At 67.0% G+C, this 17,640-nt stretch carries 15 protein-coding genes; 9 read left to right on the top strand and 6 right to left on the bottom strand.

All coding sequences use genetic code 11. The features are described 5' to 3' along the window. Positions 1-132: 132 nt before the first annotated feature. The 3 genes from V3B48_RS03770 to V3B48_RS03760 all read right to left on the bottom strand — a co-directional run bounded on the left by V3B48_RS03770 (position 133) and on the right by V3B48_RS03760 (position 4,512). Entirely contained in the window at positions 133-1,341 is a 1,209-nt protein-coding gene (locus V3B48_RS03770; protein WP_049399460.1) for an acetyl-CoA C-acyltransferase, read from the bottom strand. 105 nt (positions 1,342-1,446) lie between these two features. Next, the gene (locus V3B48_RS03765) at positions 1,447-3,819 is read right to left on the bottom strand and encodes a 3-hydroxyacyl-CoA dehydrogenase/enoyl-CoA hydratase family protein (RefSeq protein ID WP_049399461.1); all 2,373 of its coding nucleotides are present in this window, start codon (positions 3,817-3,819) and stop codon (positions 1,447-1,449) included. A 39-nt stretch (positions 3,820-3,858) separates the two neighbouring features. Further along, positions 3,859-4,512, bottom strand: a complete 654-nt coding sequence (locus V3B48_RS03760; RefSeq protein WP_006431024.1) for a TetR family transcriptional regulator — start codon at positions 4,510-4,512, stop codon at positions 3,859-3,861. Positions 4,513-4,833: 321 nt separating this feature from the next. Here V3B48_RS03760 and ndk point away from each other — a divergent pair, with 321 nt between their 5' ends. The 7 genes from ndk to der all read left to right on the top strand — a co-directional run bounded on the left by ndk (position 4,834) and on the right by der (position 11,465). After that, positions 4,834-5,259, top strand: coding sequence for a nucleoside-diphosphate kinase (ndk, locus tag V3B48_RS03755; protein WP_008265389.1), 426 nt, complete (start codon positions 4,834-4,836; stop codon positions 5,257-5,259). A 10-nt stretch (positions 5,260-5,269) separates the two neighbouring features. Next, positions 5,270-6,475, top strand: a complete 1,206-nt coding sequence (gene rlmN / locus V3B48_RS03750; protein WP_005409296.1) for a 23S rRNA (adenine(2503)-C(2))-methyltransferase RlmN — start codon at positions 5,270-5,272, stop codon at positions 6,473-6,475. Next, on the top strand, positions 6,462-7,247 hold the full coding sequence (gene pilW / locus V3B48_RS03745; protein WP_329893225.1) for a type IV pilus biogenesis/stability protein PilW: 786 nt from the start codon (positions 6,462-6,464) through the stop codon (positions 7,245-7,247). Before rlmN ends, pilW begins: the two co-directional genes overlap by 14 nt. 18 nt (positions 7,248-7,265) lie before the next feature. After that, a complete protein-coding gene (locus tag V3B48_RS03740; protein WP_277778553.1) occupies positions 7,266-8,138 on the top strand; it encodes a RodZ domain-containing protein in 873 nt (290 codons plus the stop codon). 65 nt (positions 8,139-8,203) lie between these two features. Beyond that, entirely contained in the window at positions 8,204-8,842 is a 639-nt protein-coding gene (locus tag V3B48_RS03735; RefSeq protein WP_032130493.1) for a tetratricopeptide repeat protein, read from the top strand. Next, positions 8,842-10,050 (top strand): outer membrane protein assembly factor BamB, encoded by a 1,209-nt coding sequence (bamB, locus tag V3B48_RS03730; protein ID WP_032130494.1) that lies wholly within the window; start codon positions 8,842-8,844, stop codon positions 10,048-10,050. Before V3B48_RS03735 ends, bamB begins: the two co-directional genes overlap by 1 nt. Before the next feature lie 17 nt (positions 10,051-10,067). Further along, positions 10,068-11,465: a ribosome biogenesis GTPase Der gene (gene der / locus V3B48_RS03725; RefSeq protein WP_014036905.1), complete on the top strand. Its 1,398-nt coding sequence runs from the start codon at positions 10,068-10,070 to the stop codon at positions 11,463-11,465. 195 nt (positions 11,466-11,660) lie between these two features. On the opposite strand, the gene V3B48_RS03720 is transcribed toward der, so the two are convergent. From V3B48_RS03720 to V3B48_RS03710, 3 genes are all read right to left on the bottom strand, one after another. Continuing rightward, positions 11,661-12,443, bottom strand: coding sequence for a lysine transporter LysE (locus V3B48_RS03720; protein ID WP_329893224.1), 783 nt, complete (start codon positions 12,441-12,443; stop codon positions 11,661-11,663). Positions 12,444-12,537: 94 nt separating this feature from the next. Further along, the gene (locus V3B48_RS03715; RefSeq protein WP_329893223.1) at positions 12,538-13,167 is read right to left on the bottom strand and encodes a LysE family translocator; all 630 of its coding nucleotides are present in this window, start codon (positions 13,165-13,167) and stop codon (positions 12,538-12,540) included. A 74-nt stretch (positions 13,168-13,241) separates the two neighbouring features. Then, positions 13,242-14,057: an AraC family transcriptional regulator gene (locus V3B48_RS03710; RefSeq protein WP_329893222.1), complete on the bottom strand. Its 816-nt coding sequence runs from the start codon at positions 14,055-14,057 to the stop codon at positions 13,242-13,244. 89 nt (positions 14,058-14,146) lie between these two features. Between V3B48_RS03710 and moeB the strand changes: the two genes are divergently transcribed. Then, positions 14,147-15,283 carry a molybdopterin-synthase adenylyltransferase MoeB gene (gene moeB, locus V3B48_RS03705; RefSeq protein ID WP_329893221.1) on the top strand — a complete coding sequence of 379 codons (1,137 nt, stop codon included), beginning with the start codon at positions 14,147-14,149 and terminating at the stop codon, positions 15,281-15,283. Between the two features lie 400 nt (positions 15,284-15,683). Continuing rightward, the gene (locus V3B48_RS03700; protein ID WP_329893220.1) at positions 15,684-17,516 is read left to right on the top strand and encodes a monovalent cation:proton antiporter-2 (CPA2) family protein; all 1,833 of its coding nucleotides are present in this window, start codon (positions 15,684-15,686) and stop codon (positions 17,514-17,516) included. Positions 17,517-17,640: the final 124 nt, after the last annotated feature.

The raw sequence follows: 17,640 nt of genomic DNA, 5'->3' as shown, positions 1-17,640 counted from the left end.
GCTGACCGGGACTGTCAGCGGCATGGATGCCGCTGCCAAGCCTACAGGGATGTACTTGCGGCGTGTCCCGGGCAGTCTCACCCACCCGGGCCCTGCAGTAAGCCGACATCCCGACCGGCAACGCTTTGAACCTTACAGCGCCTCGAAAATACCCGCTGCGCCCATGCCGGTGCCGATGCACATCGTCACCATGCCGTACTTCTGCTGGCGACGGCGCAGGCCGTGCAGCAGGGTTGCGGTGCGGATCGCGCCGGTCGCGCCCAGCGGGTGGCCCAGGGCGATCGCGCCGCCCAGCGGGTTGACCTTGTTCGGGTCCAGGCCGCAATCGCGGATCACCGCCAGCGACTGCGCGGCGAAGGCTTCGTTCAGTTCAATCCAGTCCAGCTGGTCCTGGGTCAGGCCGGCCTGCTTCAGTGCCTTCGGGATCGCGGCGATCGGGCCGATGCCCATCACTTCCGGACGCACGCCGGCGACCGAGAAGCTGACGAAACGAGCCAGCGGGGTCAGGCCGTAGTCCTTGATCGCCTGTTCCGAGGCCAGCAGCACGGCACCGGCGCCGTCGCTCATCTGCGACGAGTTGCCAGCAGTGACGGTGCCGCCGAACTGGCCGTTGCGGAACACCGGGCGCAGCTTGGCCAGGCCTTCAGCCGAGGAATCCGGGCGCGGGCCTTCGTCGGTGTCGGCGATCTTGTTGCGGGTGATGATGCGCTGGCCATCGGCCAGGTCCGGCAGGTGCGAGACGATCTCGTACGGGCTGATCTCGTCCTTGAACTCGCCGTTCTGGATCGCGGCCATGGCCTTCTGGTGCGAGGCCAGGGCGAAGGCGTCCTGGTCTTCGCGCGAGACCTTCCACTCTTCGGCGACCTTCTCGGCGGTGATGCCCATGCCGTAGGCGATGGCGACGTGGTCGTTGTCGAACACGCTCGGCGCCATGGCGATCTTGTTGCCCATCATCGGCACCATCGACATCGATTCGGTACCACCGGCCAGCATCAGGTCGGCATTGCCCAGGCGGATCGCGTCGGCGGCCTGCGCCACGGCCTGCAGGCCGGAGGAGCAGAAGCGGTTCACGGTCTGCGCGGCGATGGTGTTGGGCAGGCCAGCCAGCAGCACGCCGATGCGCGCCACGTTCATGCCCTGCTCGGCTTCCGGCATGGCGCAGCCGATGATCGCGTCATCGATGCGGTTGACGTCCACGCCCGGGGCCTGGGCGACGACGCTGCGCAGCACGTGCGCAAGCATGTCGTCGGGGCGGGTGTTGCGGAACATGCCCTTGGGCGCCTTGCCAACCGGGGTACGGGTGGCGGCGACGATGTAGGCGTCCTGGATTTGCTTGGTCATTGCAGTGATCTCTCGAATAGGTTTTGTAGAGTCGAGCCATGCTCGACTGCCACATCAGGGAGTGCCGACCAACGGTCGGCACCCACCGAAAGCAGGGAGGGGCGATCAATTACGCAGCGGCTTGCCGGTCTTGAGCATGTGCGCGATGCGGGCCTGGGTCTTTTCCTGCTGGGCCAGTTCGACGAAGTGCTTGCGCTCCAGGGTCAGCAGCCACTCTTCGTCCACCAGGGTGCCGCGGTCGACCTTGCCGCCGCACAGCACGGTGGCGATGCGCTCGGCGATCTCGTAGTCGTACGGGCTGATGAAACGGCCTTCCAGCATGTTGACCAGCATCATCTTGAAGGTAGCGATACCTACGTCGCCGGCCACCTGGATGCGGCGTGCCGGCAGCGGCGGACGGTAGCCCGCTTCGGCCAGGGCGCGCGCTTCGGCCTTGGCGATGTGCAGGGCCTCGTAGCTGTTGAACACCACCTTGTCGGTGCTGCGCAGCAGGCCCAGTTCCTTGGCGTTGACCGCCGAGTTGGACACCTTGGCCATCGCCACGGTCTCGAAGGTCTTCTTCAGTTCGGCGAACACGTCACCGCCCGGACCGGCGGCCTGCGAGGCGCGCACGGCCAGTTCCTTCAGGCCGCCGCCTGCCGGCAGCAGGCCGACGCCGGCCTCGACCAGGCCGATGTAGCTTTCCAGGAAGGCCACGGTCTTGGCGCTGTGCATCTGGAACTCGCAGCCGCCACCCAGGGCCAGGCCGCGCACGGCGGCCACCACCGGCACCAGCGAGTACTTGATGCGCTGGCTGGTGCGCTGGAAGTTGGCGACCATTTCTTCGAACTGGTCGACCTTGCCGGCCTGCAGCAGGCCCAGCGCGCCGGCCAGGTCGGCGCCGGCGGAGAAGGGTTCCTTCTGCTGCCAGATCACCAGGCCCTGGAAGTCCTTCTCGGCGCGGCTGACGCATTCCTGCAGGCCGTCCAGCACCTGGTCGGACACGGTGTTCATCTTGGTCTTGAAGCTGACCACGGCGATGCCGTCGCCGTCGTGCCACATGCGCAGGCCGTCGTTCTCGAACACGGTCTCGCCCGGCGCGAACTTCTCGCCCAGCAGCGGATCGGGGAAGCGCTGGCGCTGATACACCGGCAGCGACGAGCGCGGCAGCTTGGCGTTGCGCGACGGGCTGTAGCTGCCCTCGGCGGCGTGCACGCCGTCGCGGCCATCGAACACCCAATCCGGCAGCGGGGCGTTGCTCATGCTCTTGCCGGCGACGATGTCATCAGCAATCCACTGTGCCACCTGCTTCCAGCCGGCGGCCTGCCAGGTTTCGAACGGGCCCAGCGACCAGCCGTAGCCCCAGCGGATGGCGAGGTCGACGTCGCGCGCGGTCTCGGCGATGTCGGCCAGGTGGTAGGCGCTGTAGTGGAACAGGTCGCGGAAGGTCGCCCACAGGAACTGCGCCTGCGGGTGCTGGCTCTCGCGCAGCTTGGCGAACTTCTCCGCCGGGTTCTTGATCTTCAGGATCTCGACCACTTCCGGTGCGGCGGTGCGATCAGCAGCGCGGTAGTCCTGCTTTTCCAGGTCGAGGACGACGATGTCCTTGCCGACCTTGCGGAAGATGCCGGCGCCGGTCTTCTGGCCCAGCGCGCCCTTGGAGATCAGCGCGTCCAGCCACTTCGGCGACTTGAAGAATTCATGCCACGGGTCGTTGGGCAGGGTATCGCCCATGGTCTTGATGACGTGGGCCATGGTGTCCAGGCCGACCACGTCGGAGGTGCGGTAGGTGGCCGACTTCGGGCGGCCGACCAGCGGGCCGGTCAGGCCGTCCACTTCATCGAAGCCCAGGCCGAACTGCTGGGTGTGGTGGATGGTGGACAGGATCGAGAACACGCCGATGCGGTTGCCGATGAAGTTCGGGGTGTCCTTGGCGTACACCACGCCCTTGCCCAGGGTGGTGACCAGGAATTCTTCCAGGCCTTCCAGCACGGCGGCGTCGGTGGTGGTGGCCGGGATCAGCTCGGCCAGGTGCATGTAGCGCGGCGGGTTGAAGAAGTGCACGCCGCAGAAGCGGTGGCGCAGCTGCTCGGGCAGCACGTCGGCCAGCTTGTTGATGCCCAGGCCCGAGGTGTTGGAGGCCAGCACCGCGTGGTCGGCCACGAACGGCGCGATCTTCTTGTACAGGTCCTGCTTCCAGTCCATGCGCTCGGCGATGGCCTCGATGATCAGGTCGCAGTCCTTCAGCTGCTCCAGGCCGGACTCGTAGTTGGCCGGGGTGATGGCTTCGGCCAGCGACTTGCTGGCCAGCGGCGCCGGGCTCAGCTTGCCCAGGTTGGCGATCGCCTTCAGCACGATGCCGTCAGCCGGACCCTCCTTGGCGGGCAGGTCGAACAGCACGGTGTCGACGCCAGCGTTGGTGAGGTGGGCGGCGATCTGGGCACCCATGACGCCGGCACCCAGCACGGCGGCGCGGCGGACTAGCAGGGAATTGGACATGGTGTAGGGCCTTTGTTGGTCAGCAGTTACTGGGTGGAATCAAGGGGAAGCGGGCAGGGCGCTGGCGCGTGCGGCGGCGCGGAACCCGGCTTCGGCGAAATGGATCAGTTCGTGGGCGGCATGGGCACGATGCGCCGCTTCGGTGACACCGGCGGGACGCTTGATCAGCCCGAAGTCGGCCATGGCATAGGTGAGCGAGCCGGCCAGGAAATCCAGGCGCCAGTACAGCTCTTCCTTGCTCAGGTCGGGTGCGCATTCGGCAATCGCCTTGCCGAACGCACGCAGCACGTGACCGTAGTGGTCGGACAGGAACTTGCGCAGGTTGTCGTTCTTCTCGGCGTAGGCGCGGGCGATCACGCGCACGAAGGCGCCGCCGTTCTGGCGGTCCTGGGCCAGCGCCAGTGCCGGCTCGACGAAGGCGGCCAGCACCGGGCGCAGCTGCCCGGGGTGTTCGCTGCGGGCGCGCTCGAGCTGCGCCAGGCGCGCGCCGGTCATCTCGTCCATGCGGCGGCGGAACACCTCGTTGACCAGGTTTTCCTTGGAGCCGAAGTGGTAGTTGACCGCAGCGATGTTGACGTCGGCCTGGCTGGTCACCTGGCGCAGCGAAGTGCCGGCGAAGCCGTGCTGTGCGAACAGCTCCTCGGCCGCGCCGAGGATCCGGTCCTTGGTCGAGAAGTGGGCGGGTTTGGCCATCGGCGGGCGGACCTTAATCAAACGATTGTTTGATACTAGGACCAGACGGTAGCGTATGGCATTTTGCAGTGCAGCAAAATCCTGTCGCCCGGTTACAAGGGATTCAGTAGTGCCAGCCCATGGCTGGCAACGCTTGATCCTGAATGGGCAGGCTCCGGCGCTCGATATCCCGCATCCTGCCTGCCAGCCATGGGCTGGCACTACTGCACGGGATCTTTTACAATTCGCCTACGTTTATCAGGCTAAGCCCGCGTCCCGACGCGGGTTTTTTTCATGTTACCCTTCGGGCCATCAGCGGCCCGATTCCATTGGAGACATCCCATGGCGCTGGAGCGCACCCTTTCGATCATCAAGCCGGACGCCGTTGCCAAGAACGTCATCGGCGAAATCTACGCCCGCTTCGAGAAGGCCGGCCTGAAGGTCGTGGCCGCCAAGTACAAGCAGCTGTCGCGCCGTGAAGCCGAAGGCTTCTACGCCGTGCACCGCGAGCGTCCGTTCTTCAACGCGCTGGTCGAGTTCATGATCTCCGGCCCGGTGATGATCCAGGCCCTGGAAGGCGAGAACGCCGTCCTGGCCCACCGCGACCTGCTGGGCGCCACCAACCCGAAGGAAGCCGCTGCGGGCACCATCCGCGCCGACTTCGCCGAATCCATCGATGCCAACGCCGCCCACGGCTCGGACTCGGTCGAGAATGCCGCGATTGAAATCGCCTACTTCTTCGCCGCCACCGAAGTCGTTTCGCGCTGAGAGTAATGCCGTGAACGAGGTCGTACAGTCCCCCGCCATCCAGCCGCTGCCGAAGTCGGCACCCACGGCTGGCAAGCAGAACCTGCTCGACCTCGATCGCGCGGGCCTGGAGAAGTTCTTCGTCGAGGTTCTCGGCGAGAAGAAGTTCCGTGCCCATCAGGTGATGAAGTGGATCCACCATCGCTACGTCACCGACTTCGATGAAATGACCGACCTCGGCAAGGTCCTGCGCGCCAAGCTGCAGGCCCATGCCGAGGTGCTGGTTCCCAATATCGTGTTCGACAAGCCCTCCGCCGACGGCACCCACAAGTGGCTGCTGGCGATGGGCGTGGATGGCAAGAACGCCATCGAGACCGTGTACATCCCGGACAAGACCCGCGGCACGCTGTGCGTGTCCTCGCAGGTCGGTTGCGGCCTGAACTGCACGTTCTGCTCCACCGCCACCCAGGGCTTCAACCGCAACCTGACCACCGCCGAGATCATCGGCCAGGTGTGGGTTGCCGCACGCCACCTGGGCAACGTGCCGCACCAGATGCGCCGCCTCACCAACGTGGTGATGATGGGCATGGGCGAGCCGCTGATGAATTTCGACAACGTCGTGCGCGCCATGAGCGTGATGCGCGACGACCTGGGCTACGGCCTGGCCAACAAGCGCGTGACCCTGTCGACCTCCGGCCTGGTGCCGCAGATCGACCGCCTGTCTGCCGAAAGCGACGTGTCGCTGGCGGTGTCGCTGCATGCGCCGAACGACGCGCTGCGCGAGACCCTGGTGCCGCTCAACAAGAAGTACCCGATCGCCGAGCTGATGGCCTCGTGCGCACGCTACCTGCGCGCCAACAAGCGCCGCGAATCGGTCACCTTCGAATACACCCTGATGAAGGGCATCAACGACAAGCCCGAGCATGCCCGCGAGCTGGCCCGCCTGATGCGCCAGTTCGACAACGCGGTGCAGGCCAAGGATTCGGGCAAGGTCAACCTGATCCCGTTCAATCCGTTCCCGGGTACCCGCTACGAGCGCTCGGAAGAAGCGCACATCCGTGCCTTCCAGAAGATCCTGCTCGACAGCAACGTGCTGACCATGGTGCGCCGCACCCGTGGCGACGACATCGACGCCGCCTGTGGCCAGCTCAAGGGCCAGGTGATGGACCGCACCCGCCGCCAGGCGGAGTTCAACAAGACGCTGCAGGCGGGGAAGGGGAGCGATGCCGCGGCCTGACCGCCTCTGGCTGGTTCTGTTCGCAGGCGTGCTGGCCGTTGCGATCGGCGGCTGCAAATCCCATCCCAAGGCCAAGCTGGGCCCCAGCGAGGCGCCGGTCTACTCGGTCCGTGATCCGGACAGCGTGCGCCGCCAGGTGCGCCTGCAGGACCTGCTGGCCCTGGCCGCCCGCGACATGCAGGTGGGCAACCTCGATGCGGCCGAACGCAAGGCGCGCGGGGCGCTGAAGCTGGCCCCCGAGTCGCCCGATGCGCTGGTGCTGCTGGCCGGCATCGACGAGCGCCGTGGCCGGACCCAGCAGGCTGGCGAGAGCTTCCGCAGGGCTGCCGAGCAGGCGCCGCAGCGCGGGGACATTCTCAACAATTACGGCGCGTGGCTGTGCCAGCAGGGCCGGCCGGCCGAGTCGCTGGTCTGGTTCGATCGTGCGCTGCAGGCGCCGGGCTACGCCACGCCGGCCGAGTCCCAGGCCAATGCCGGGGGCTGTGCGCTGGACGCCGGCCAGTTCGAACGTGCCGAGCGCGACCTGCGTGCGGCGCTGGCAACGCTGCCGGGAAACCCGGTCGCGCTGGAGGCAATGGCCCAGCTCAGCTTCCGCCAGGGCCGCTTCATGGAGGCCCGGGCCTTCGCCGAACGTAGGATTGCGGCTGCACCCGCAACGCGTTCCGTGTTACAACTTGCGTCTCAAATCGAAGCGCGGCTGGGTGATCGGGCGGCATCTGACCGCTATCTTCAGCGCATTCGACAGGAATTTCCGCAGGAAGCGGGCTCCTAACTCCAGGGTTGATGCATTGTGATTGATGACCAGACTGTGAGCGCTCTCGAGACTGCGGCCGGCTGCGGCAGCCGCCTGCGCCAGGCCCGCGAGGCGGCCGGACTGACCCTCGAAGATGTCGGCTCGCGCCTGCGCATGCCGGTCCAGGTGGTCAAGTCGCTGGAAGAGGAACAATGGCAGAAGCTGGGGGCGCCGGTGTTCGTGCGCGGCCAGCTGCGCAGCTACGCGCGCCTGCTGGACGTGGATGTGAGCCAGCTGCTGGAGCAGGCCCAGGTCGGCCCGGTGGTTCCGCCCACCCTGGTCAGCCATACCCACACCCCGCGTGCGCGCCGCATTGCCGAGAATCTCGGCCGTCGCGTGCTGTATGTCGGTATCACCGCGGTGCTGGCGGTGCCGGTGTGGTTCGCCACCCGTGGTCATTTTGATGGCAGTGCGACGCCGTCGCCGAACACCGCTTCGCTGGACGCGATCCCGGCCGCTGTGCCGGTGACCCCGTCTGCCGCCGGCGTCGAGCCGGCCGCCATGGCTGACGTGGCGAGCGCCCCGGCCAGCAAGCCGGCCGCCACCCCGTACGTAGCCTCGCTGGCCCCGGTGCCGCGTTCAGCCCCGGCACCAGCGGCTGCCGCCAACACGCTGGACATGCAGTTCAGCGGCGACAGCTGGGTCGATATCGGCGGCCCGGACGGCGCTACCGTCGAGAAGGCGCTGATCAAGTCCGGCGAGAGCCGCAGCTTCACGCCGGGCCAGGTGACCCGGGTGACCCTGGGCAACGCCTCGGCGGTCCAGGTTCAGCAGAACGGCGCTATCGTCGATCTGACCCCCTACCAGCGAGCCAACGTGGCACGCTTTCAGGTATCCTCTGAAGGCTCCGTAGTCCCGGTTTCGCACTGAGGCGCGGTTTCACCACCTTCGATTAATCCCAATGGTCCCTCCCGATGGGCGGGGCGAGAGTACGCATGGCGATCGACGATCTGCTCGACGAGCACGAACAAAGTGAACGCGTCCGCAGCTGGCTGCGGAAGAATGGCGCCAGCATCCTCGGTGGCGTAGTCATCGCCATCGGTGCCATTGCCGGCTGGCAGTGGTACCAGAAGGATCAGGGCGGCAAGCTGGCCTCGGCCAATGTCGAGTACCAGAAGGCGCTCGTTGGCCTGCAGCAGAACAAGCTCGACGACGCCTCCAAGGCGGTCAAGGCGCTCGAAGCCGGCCCGTCCAGCATCTACGGCGACCTCGCGGCGCTGCAGCTGGCCAAGGCCCAGGTCGACGCCGGCAAGAACGAAGAAGCCCTGGCCACCCTGCGCGGCGTGAAGGTCGAAGGTGACCTGCAGCGCGTGGTCGACCAGCGTGTGGCCCGCCTGCTGGTGGCCACCGGCAAGAGTGACGAGGCGATCAAGCTGCTGGGCAGCGCCACCGACAGCAGCAGCCTGGAAATCCATGGCGACGCGCTGATGGCGCAGGGCAAGCGTGATGACGCCCGAGGCCAGTACGAGAAAGCGCTGAAGTCGCTGGACGTGGCAGCGCCGCAGCGGCGCCTGCTGGAAACCAAGGTTATGGACGCCGGCGGCACCGTTGCCGCCCCTGCGGAGTCGGTTTGATGAGTCAGAAGGTCATGATCACCCGCGTCGCCACCGTGCTCCTGATGGGCATGGCCCTGACCGGCTGCAGCACCGTGAAGGGCTGGTTCGCCGGCAAGGACGCGGCCGCGAAGAAGGCACAGGAACCGGCTGAGCTGGTCAAGTTCGAGCCGACCGTGAAGGTCAACAAGGCCTGGTCGGTCAACCTCGGCAAGGGCGAGCGCCGTATCGGCGTGCGCCAGGGCCCGGCCGTGGCCAACGGCCACGTGTTCGCTGCGGCACTCACCGGTGGCGTGCACGCCATCGACCTGCAGACCGGCAAGAAGGTCTGGACCTGGGAGCCGAAGAAGGAAAAGAAGAAGGCCAAGCTGCGCCTGTCCGGCGGCCCGGGGGTCGGTGAGAACCTGGTCGTGATCGGCACGCTCGATGGCCAGGTCATCGCCCTGGACATCAACGACGGCAGCGAGAAGTGGCGCGCCCGTGTTCCGGGTGAAGTCATCGCCGCGCCGGCCATCGCTCAGGGCGCGGTCTACGTGCGCAGCAATGACGGCCGCATCACCGCATTCGATGCCGGCAACGGCACCCAGAAGTGGTTCAACCCGAGCGAGCTGCCGGCGCTGACCGTGCGTGGCAACGCGCCGGTGGTGACCGGCCCGGGCGTGCTGTTCATCGGCAAGGACGAGGGCGCGGTTGCGGCCCTGGCCCAGCAGGATGGCCGCACCCTGTGGGAACAGAATGTGGGCAACGGTGAAGGCCGTACCGAGCTGGAGCGCATGGCCGATGTCGACGGTGCGCCGGTGCTGGATGGCAACACCCTGTTCGTGAGCAGCTTCAAGAACCAGACGATGGCCATCGAAGGCCCGACCGGTCGCCCGCTGTGGGCGCGCGACCATGGCGGTGCCGGTGGCGTGGCGGTCTCGTCTGGCAATGTGTTCGTCACCGACAACAAGGGCGGCGTGTTCGGCCTGGACAAGGCCAGCGGTGCGGCGATGTGGTCGCAGACCGCACTGGCCCGTCGCTCGCTGACCGGCCCGGCACTGCACGGCGACTACGTCGTGGTCGGCGACTACAAGGGATACGTGCACTGGCTGCAGACCTCCGATGGTGCGATGGCGGCACGGGCAAAGAGCGGCGGTGACGCCCTGCTGGCCCAGCCAATCGTCGTAGACGGGGTGCTGCTGGTGCAGAACGTTGATGGCAAGCTGACCGCCTTCCGGTTGGCAAATTAAAAATTGGAGTAATCGCGATGCTGCCTTTGGTCGCCCTGGTTGGACGGCCGAATGTCGGCAAGTCGACTATTTTCAATGCGCTTACGCGCACCCGTGACGCGCTGGTCCATGACCAGCCCGGCGTCACCCGCGACCGCAACTACGGTGTCTGCCGTCTGGACGAGGACAATCATTTCCTCGTCGTCGACACCGGCGGTATCGCGGAAGAGGAAGAGGGTCTGGCAGGGGCTACCACCCGCCAGGCCCGTGCCGCTGCGGCGGAAGCCGACCTGATCCTGTTCGTGGTCGATGCCCGTGAGGGTACCTCGGCGATGGACGACGAGATCCTGGCCTGGCTGCGCAAGCTGTCGCGCCCGACGCTGCTGCTGATCAACAAGATCGACGGCACCGACGAGGACACCGTGCGTTCGGAGTTCGCCCGTTACGGCTTCGGCGAGATGCTGACCGTGTCGGCTGCGCACCGCCAGGGTCTGGACGACCTGCTGGACGAAGTGATCCAGCGCCTGCCGGAAGAAGGCAGCGGCGAAGAGCTGGACAACGATCCGAACCGCATCCGCATCGCCTTCGTCGGCCGCCCGAACGTGGGCAAGTCGACGCTGGTCAACCGCATCCTCGGCGAGGAGCGCATGATCGCCTCCGACGTGCCGGGCACCACCCGCGACTCGATCGCAGTGGACCTGGAGCGTGATGGCCGCGAGTACCGCCTGATCGACACCGCCGGCCTGCGCCGTCGTTCGCGCGTGGACGAGGTCGTCGAGAAGTTCTCGGTGGTCAAGACCATGCAGTCGATCGAGCAGTGCCAGGTGGCCGTGCTGATGCTGGACGCCACCGAAGGCGTGACCGACCAGGACGCCACCGTGCTCGGTGCCGTGCTCGACGCCGGCCGCGCGCTGGTGATCGCCATCAACAAGTGGGATGGCCTGACCGAGTACCAGCGCGAGCAGGCCGAAACCATGCTGTCGCTGAAGCTGGGCTTCGTGCCGTGGGCCGAGTCGGTGCGCATCTCGGCCAAGCATGGCTCGGGCCTGCGTGAGCTGTTCCGTGCGGTGCACCGCGCGCACGAATCGGCGAACAAGACCTTCACCACCAGCGAAGTGAACAAGGCGCTGGAAGTGGCGTACGAGACCAACCCGCCGCCGACCATCCGCGGCCATGTCTCCAAGCTGCGTTACGTGCACCCGGCCGGGGCAAACCCGCCGACCTTCATCGTGCACGGCACGCGCCTGAAGGAGCTGCAGGAATCGTACAAGCGCTACCTGGAGAACTTCTTCCGCAAGCGCTTCAAGCTGATCGGCACGCCGGTGAGCTTCATCTTCCGCGAGGGTACCAACCCGTACGAGGGCAAGAAGAACGTCCTCACCGAGCGGCAGGTCAAGGCCAAGCGGCGCTTGATGAAGCACGTCAAGGGCAAGTGATGCAGAGAAAGGCGGCCGTAGGGCCGCCTTTTTCGTTTGTGGTAGTGGCGGGGGGGGGGGGGGGGGCCCGCGGGGGGGGGGGGGGGGGGGGGGGGGGGCGGGCGCGGCGCGGCCCCCCCCCCGCGCGGCGCGGGGGGTGGCGGGCGCGGGCGCCCCCCCCCCCCCCCCCCACTACCGTGTATCTACAGAACTCGATCAGGGCGGACTGCTGCGACGAGCGCGGCAATGCGGCAACGCGCATGGGATGCCTCGGCCGCGCTGCGATGTTGAAGCCGGTTGCACCTGGCTTGTGGCGGGGATCGATTCCGGCAGCTGCACCTGCCCCGTGATGCTTGCCCAGACCAGGGTCGTACCCAGTGCACCTGCCAGGTACGCCACCGACACTGCCCCGATCAGCAGGCCCGCGGCATGCTCCAGCCATGGAAGCAATCGGCAACACCCCTGTGCCCTGCGCGGATGGCTGCCGAGCCACGCCATCAGCAGGCCGAGCGACAGCGCGACGCCACTGAGGCAGGCCACGTAAGCGGCCTGGGTGCCCGTGTCGGCAACGAGGCCGGTAACCAGGGCTGCAATCGCGAACTGCAGCATCCAGTTGCTGCTGCTGGCGAGCGCCAGCAGGCATCCTGCTTCGGCGTGCGGCCAACGGGAGCGGGCGCGCCGGCCCAAGGGCATCTGCAGGGAAAGCGGAGAGAACGGGGTCAAGCCGGCGTCGCGCAGGCACATGCCCGCCAGGCGCAGCAGCAGGAGGCAGCCCGTGCACTGCATCGCCAGCGTCCACAGGCCGCGGTTTCCCAGCATGGCCGCTGCAACGAAAGCCGTGGCGCAGATGACGCCCGTACCGGTGGCGATACCGAACGACGCGGCCATGGCGGCGTGCCCGCCCGCGCCCATCGCGGTGCGCAGGATCTTCGCGTGATGCGAAGCAGGCAGGAGCATGGCGAAGCCGTACAGCACCGCGACGATGAAGAACTGCTGCACGTAAACCTGCCACTGACCTACAGAAAGTGCAGAGTGTGGGCGGGTGTGAACGCGCGGTATTGAACGCCATTGCGACAGGCGCGAATCGCCGGCATCAGGCGGCCCACAGCGACACGACGATCCATAGCGCCAGTGCGATCATCAGAAGCCCTGCGGTCCGCTCCAGCCAGGGCAGGACGCGGGCGAACCGACGCAGCACCCACGGGTGGCCGACCAGCGCGGCGACCAGCAGATCCCAAAGCAGGACGATGCCGAACATCCACGCGCCATAGAAGAATTTCGTTGCGGCGTTGGCCTGCGGGCCATTGAGCATTGCCGCCAACGTTGCGTAGAACAGCGCATTCTTCGGGTTCAGCAGCGCAGACAGAGTGCCCAGTCCTGCCGCCTTCCACCACCCGTGCGTATCGCCCGCGCGCGATTCCGTGGCAGGTGCCTGCAGCGTCGTCGAACCCGCATGGCGCAGGAACAGCGTGCCGAGGTACAGCAGGAAGCCGCAGCCTGCCAACTGCACCGCAATGAATCCTGCGCTGCCCTCGCGCAGCATGGCCATTCCAGTGAAAGCCGCCACGATGAAGACGCCGTTGCCGACGGCGATGCCTGCGCAGGCGCCACTGGCGGTGCGCCAGCCAGAGGTGATCGCGGTGCGTGCAACGAGGAAGAAATCGGGACCGGGTGAGAGCAGGGCGAAAAAATGAACGGTGGCGATGATCAGGAACTGTTCCATCGGGTCCGGCGGCGGCTGGCTGGGGCGCCAGTCTGAGGATGTGCCGCGCGGTGGTATTGAACGTTATTGCAGGCTCAGCGCCGGTACTGGCCCGGGGTCGCACCGGCGTGGGCCTTGAAGACCCGCTGGAAATGACTCTGGTCGGCAAAGCCCAGTGCATGCGCGACCACGGCCAGTGCCTGGCCTTCGCACAACCGTCGGCGAGCCTCCTGGATGCGCTGGTCGATCTGCCAGGCGTGTGGCGTCAGGCCCGTGGCACGTCGGAAGGCGCGGATCAGCTGGTAGCGGCTCATGCCTGCCAGCGATGCCAGTTCCTGCAGGGCCGGGGTGTGTTCGAGCCGCTGGCGCAGAAGGTCCATCACCGGCTGCATCCGCTGCTGTAGTGCGGCATCTTCAGGCGGGCCGGCGACGGCTACACCATCGTGTTCATCCAGATCGCCGACGAACGCGATCAGGGCCGCTTCCTTGACGCTGACCGGATCGTCGGAGAACAGCGTCTCGTTGAGCTGGCAGTACTGCTGGTAGCGCGGGCGATGGTGGGAAATCCGGATGGGTTCCTGCTGCCAGTCGGGTCCGGGCAGGCCGTCATACTCGGCGCGGACTTCGGCCATCCAGCGCGCATCCAGGTGCAGCATCTGGTAGCTCCAGACCTGGCCGGGCAGGGGGTTGCAGGCATGCACGCGGCCTGCGGGTACGCCGACCAGATTGCCGGGTTGCAGCAGGCGCGGTCCTTCCACCGCGCCGGTGAACACACTGCTGCCGGCGTCCACGGCGCCGATCGAGAAAGTGTCATGGCTGTGCGGGCGATGGCAGGCGCGGCTGTCGCACGCCCGTCGGCTTTCGACGAAGGGCATGCGCGGGTCACGCCAGAATTCGGTGGCAGAGCGCATGCAGCGGTTCCGGGATGCAGGGAGCAACGCCCGCATGGTGCCATGTTCGGGGCAAGGCGCGTCGAGGGTGTCTGCGCGATAATGCGGCCATGAGCATCCAAGAGCTTTCCCCCGCGCAGGCGCGTGAACGCCTGGCCCACGGCGCCGTGCTGATCGATGTGCGCGAGGCGCACGAACGGGCCGGCGGGATGGCCGAGGGCGCGCGCGGCGTGGCCAAGGGCGAGCTGCAGGCCGACCCGGCCGCGCATCTGCCAAAGCACGACCAGGAGATCCTGCTGATCTGCCAGAGCGGCAAGCGCTCGGCCGATGCTGCGCAGTTCCTGCTGGAGGCTGGATACACCAATGTGGCTTCCGTGAGCGGCGGCACCGTGGCCTGGCGCGAGCAGTCGCTGCCGCTGGTGCAGCCGCTGGCCAGCGCCGCCGACCGCGACTTCTACGACCGCTATTCGCGCCACCTGCTGCTGCCGCAGGTGGGCGAGGCTGGCCAGCGTACGCTGCAGCAGTCGCGGGTGCTGGTGCTGGGCGCGGGTGGCCTGGGCGCGCCGGCCGGTTTCTATCTGGCCGCGGCCGGGGTAGGGCACTTGCGTTTCGCCGACCACGACCGCGTGGAGCGCAGCAACCTGCACCGGCAGATCGTGCATACCGAAGCCAGCGTCGGCCAGCTCAAGGTCGATTCGGCGCGCGAGCGATTGCTGGCGCTGAACCCGTCGATCGAGGTCGAGGCGGTGCCGGAGCGGGTCACCTCCGAGAACGTGGATGCGCTGCTGGAGGGCGTGGACGTGGTGCTGGACGGCTCGGACAACTTTCCGCTGCGCTACCTGCTCAACGACGCCTGCATCAAGCACGCCAAGCCACTGGTGTACGCCGCCATCGAGCGTTTCGACGGCCAGGTGAGCGTGTTTGACGCTGGCCGCCAGCGTGGCGTGGCGCCGTGCTACCGCTGCCTGTTCCCGGAGCCGCCGCCGCCGGAGTTCGCGCCGAACTGTTCCGAGGCCGGCGTGCTGGGTGTGCTGCCGGGATTGGCCGGTGTGCTGCAGGCCACCGAGGTGCTGAAGCTGCTGCTGGGCATCGGCGAGCCGCTGGTCGGCCGCCTGCTGCGATTCGATGCGCTGGGCATGCGCTTCCGCGAGACCGGCATCCGGCCGGACCCGCATTGCCCGGTGTGCGCGCCGGGCGTGCCGTTCCCCGGGTATATCGATTACGCCGCGTTTTGCCGGGGTGGGTGAGGCTGGCCGGGGAATGCCTTGGTAGATGCCGACCTTGGTCGGCGTTTTCGTGCCAACCAAGGTTGGCACCTACCGAAGCGGGTGCATGGTGGCACCCACCGACGCGGATGCATGGTTTCGGAATCCGGCATCCGGCCGGACCCGCACTGCCCCGTGTGCGCGCCGGGTGTGCCGTTCCCGGGGTATATCGATTACGCCGCGTTTTGCCGGGGTGGGTGAACCCGTCCGGGGATTCATCCACGCCATGCGTGGATGGATGTATCGGGTTTCGGGATGATGCTGGGGGTCGCTCCCAGCATCGTTCCACCTCCAAGACAATCCGGCGCAACATGCGTGCTATTGCCGTCATCGGCATTGCTCTATTGTTGAAGCCGATTCTGGATCTTGGGGAAAACACCGCATGGCGGTAGAAGCAGCGACCAGCGAGCTGGTCAAGGTCGTGGCCCTGTTGGGCGCGGCGGTGGTGATGGTGCCTTTGTTCCGCCGGGCCGGCCTGGGCTCGGTGCTGGGCTACTTCGCTGCCGGCCTGGCGATCGGACCGTTCGGGCTGGGCTGGTTCTCCGACCCGCAGGCCATCCTGCATACCGCCGAGCTCGGCGTGGTGATGTTCCTGTTCGTGATCGGCCTGGAGATGCGGCCCTCGCACCTGTGGAGCCTGCGCAAGGAAATCTTCGGGCTGGGCACGCTGCAGATCGTCACCTGTGCGGTGGTGCTGACCAGCATCGCCAAGCTGTTCGGCCTGCCGTGGCAGGTGGCCTTCATCGGCGCCACCGGCTTCGTGCTCACCTCCACCGCGGTGGTCATGCAGCTGCTGGCCGAGCGTGGCGACATCGCGCTGCCGTCGGGGCAGAAGATCGTCTCCATCCTGCTGTTCGAAGATCTGCTGATCGTGCCGTTGCTGGCGCTGGTGGCCTGGATGGGCCCGAGCGCGGGCAGTGCCGACGGCGAGGGCTCGCGTTGGTTGTCGGTGGCGATCGGCGTCGGTGCCATCCTTGGCCTGGTGCTGGTCGGCCGCTTCCTGCTCAACCCGCTGTTCCGCGTGCTGGCCGAATCGAAGGCGCGGGAGGTGATGACCGCCGCCGCGCTGCTGGTGGTGCTGGGTGCGGCGCTGCTGATGCAGCTGTCCGGCCTGTCGATGGCGATGGGCGCGTTCCTGGCCGGCGTGCTGCTGAGCGAGTCGACCTTCCGCCACCAGATTGAAGCGGACATCGAACCGTTCCGCGGCATCCTGCTCGGCCTGTTCTTCCTCAGCGTCGGCATGGCGCTGGACCTGAGCGTGGTGGCCGCGCACTGGCAGCTGATCCTCGGCCTGGTGTTGGCGCTGATGGCGGCCAAGGCGCTGTGCATCTACGTGGTGGCGCGCATCATGGGCAGCGACCACGCACAGGCGCTGGACCGTGGCGTGCTGATGGCGCAGGGCGGCGAGTTCGCCTTCGTGCTGTTCTCCGCCGCCGCATCGGCCGGCGTGATCAATCTGGAGATCAATGCCAACTTCACCGCCGTGGTGGTGCTGTCGATGGCGCTGACCCCGCTGGTGGTGCTGGTCTACAAGCGCATCGCACCGAAGCCGACGGTTAACATGGACGGCGTGGACGAGGCCGACGGCCTGTCCGGCAGCGTGCTGCTGATCGGCTTCGGCCGCTTCGGCCAGGTCGCCAGCCAGTCGTTGCTTGCGCGCGACGTGGACGTGACCATCATCGACAACGATGTGGAGATGATCCAGAGCGCGGCGCGCTTCGGTTTCAAGATCTACTACGGCGATGGCACACGGCTGGATGTGCTGCATGCCTCCGGCGCGGCCAACGCGCGCGCGATTGCAGTGTGCGTGGACAAGGCCGAAGCGGCTGACCGCATCGTGGAACTGGTGGCGCATGAGTTCCCGCAGGCCAAGCTGATGGTGCGCTCGTTCGACCGCGAGCATTCGCTGCGGTTGATCCATGCCGGTGTCGATTTCCAGATCCGCGAGACCTTTGAATCGGCAGTGCTGTTCGGCCAGGCCGCGCTGGTGGAGCTGGGTGCGGATGAGGATGACGCGGTGGAGATTGCAGAGCAGATCCGCCGTCGTGATGCCGAGCGCTTCGAGCTGGAAATTGCCGGTGGCGGTTTGAATGCCGGCGCACGGATGATCTACGGCAACAGCCCGCAAGGCGTACCGACGCCGACGCCGTTCACCGCACCGAAGCGGGAGAGCAAGACGCTGAACCCGCAGGATGTGCCGGAAGAGGAAGAGTAGCCCCGGTAGTGCCGGCCGCTGGCCGGCAACCTCAGCGCACCATCCGTCGGTAGTACCGGCCGCTGGCCGGCAAATACGGAAACGTCCCGACGTCATGAGGTTGCCGGCCAGCGGCCGGCACTAC

Origin of the sequence: Stenotrophomonas sp. SMYL20, from assembly GCF_036320045.1 — a bacterium.
In the GTDB taxonomy this organism is placed as follows: Bacteria; Pseudomonadota; Gammaproteobacteria; order Xanthomonadales; family Xanthomonadaceae; genus Stenotrophomonas; species Stenotrophomonas maltophilia_A.
The sequence above is the reverse complement of the archived record's forward strand: the minus strand, read 5'-3'. Positions and strand labels throughout refer to the sequence as shown.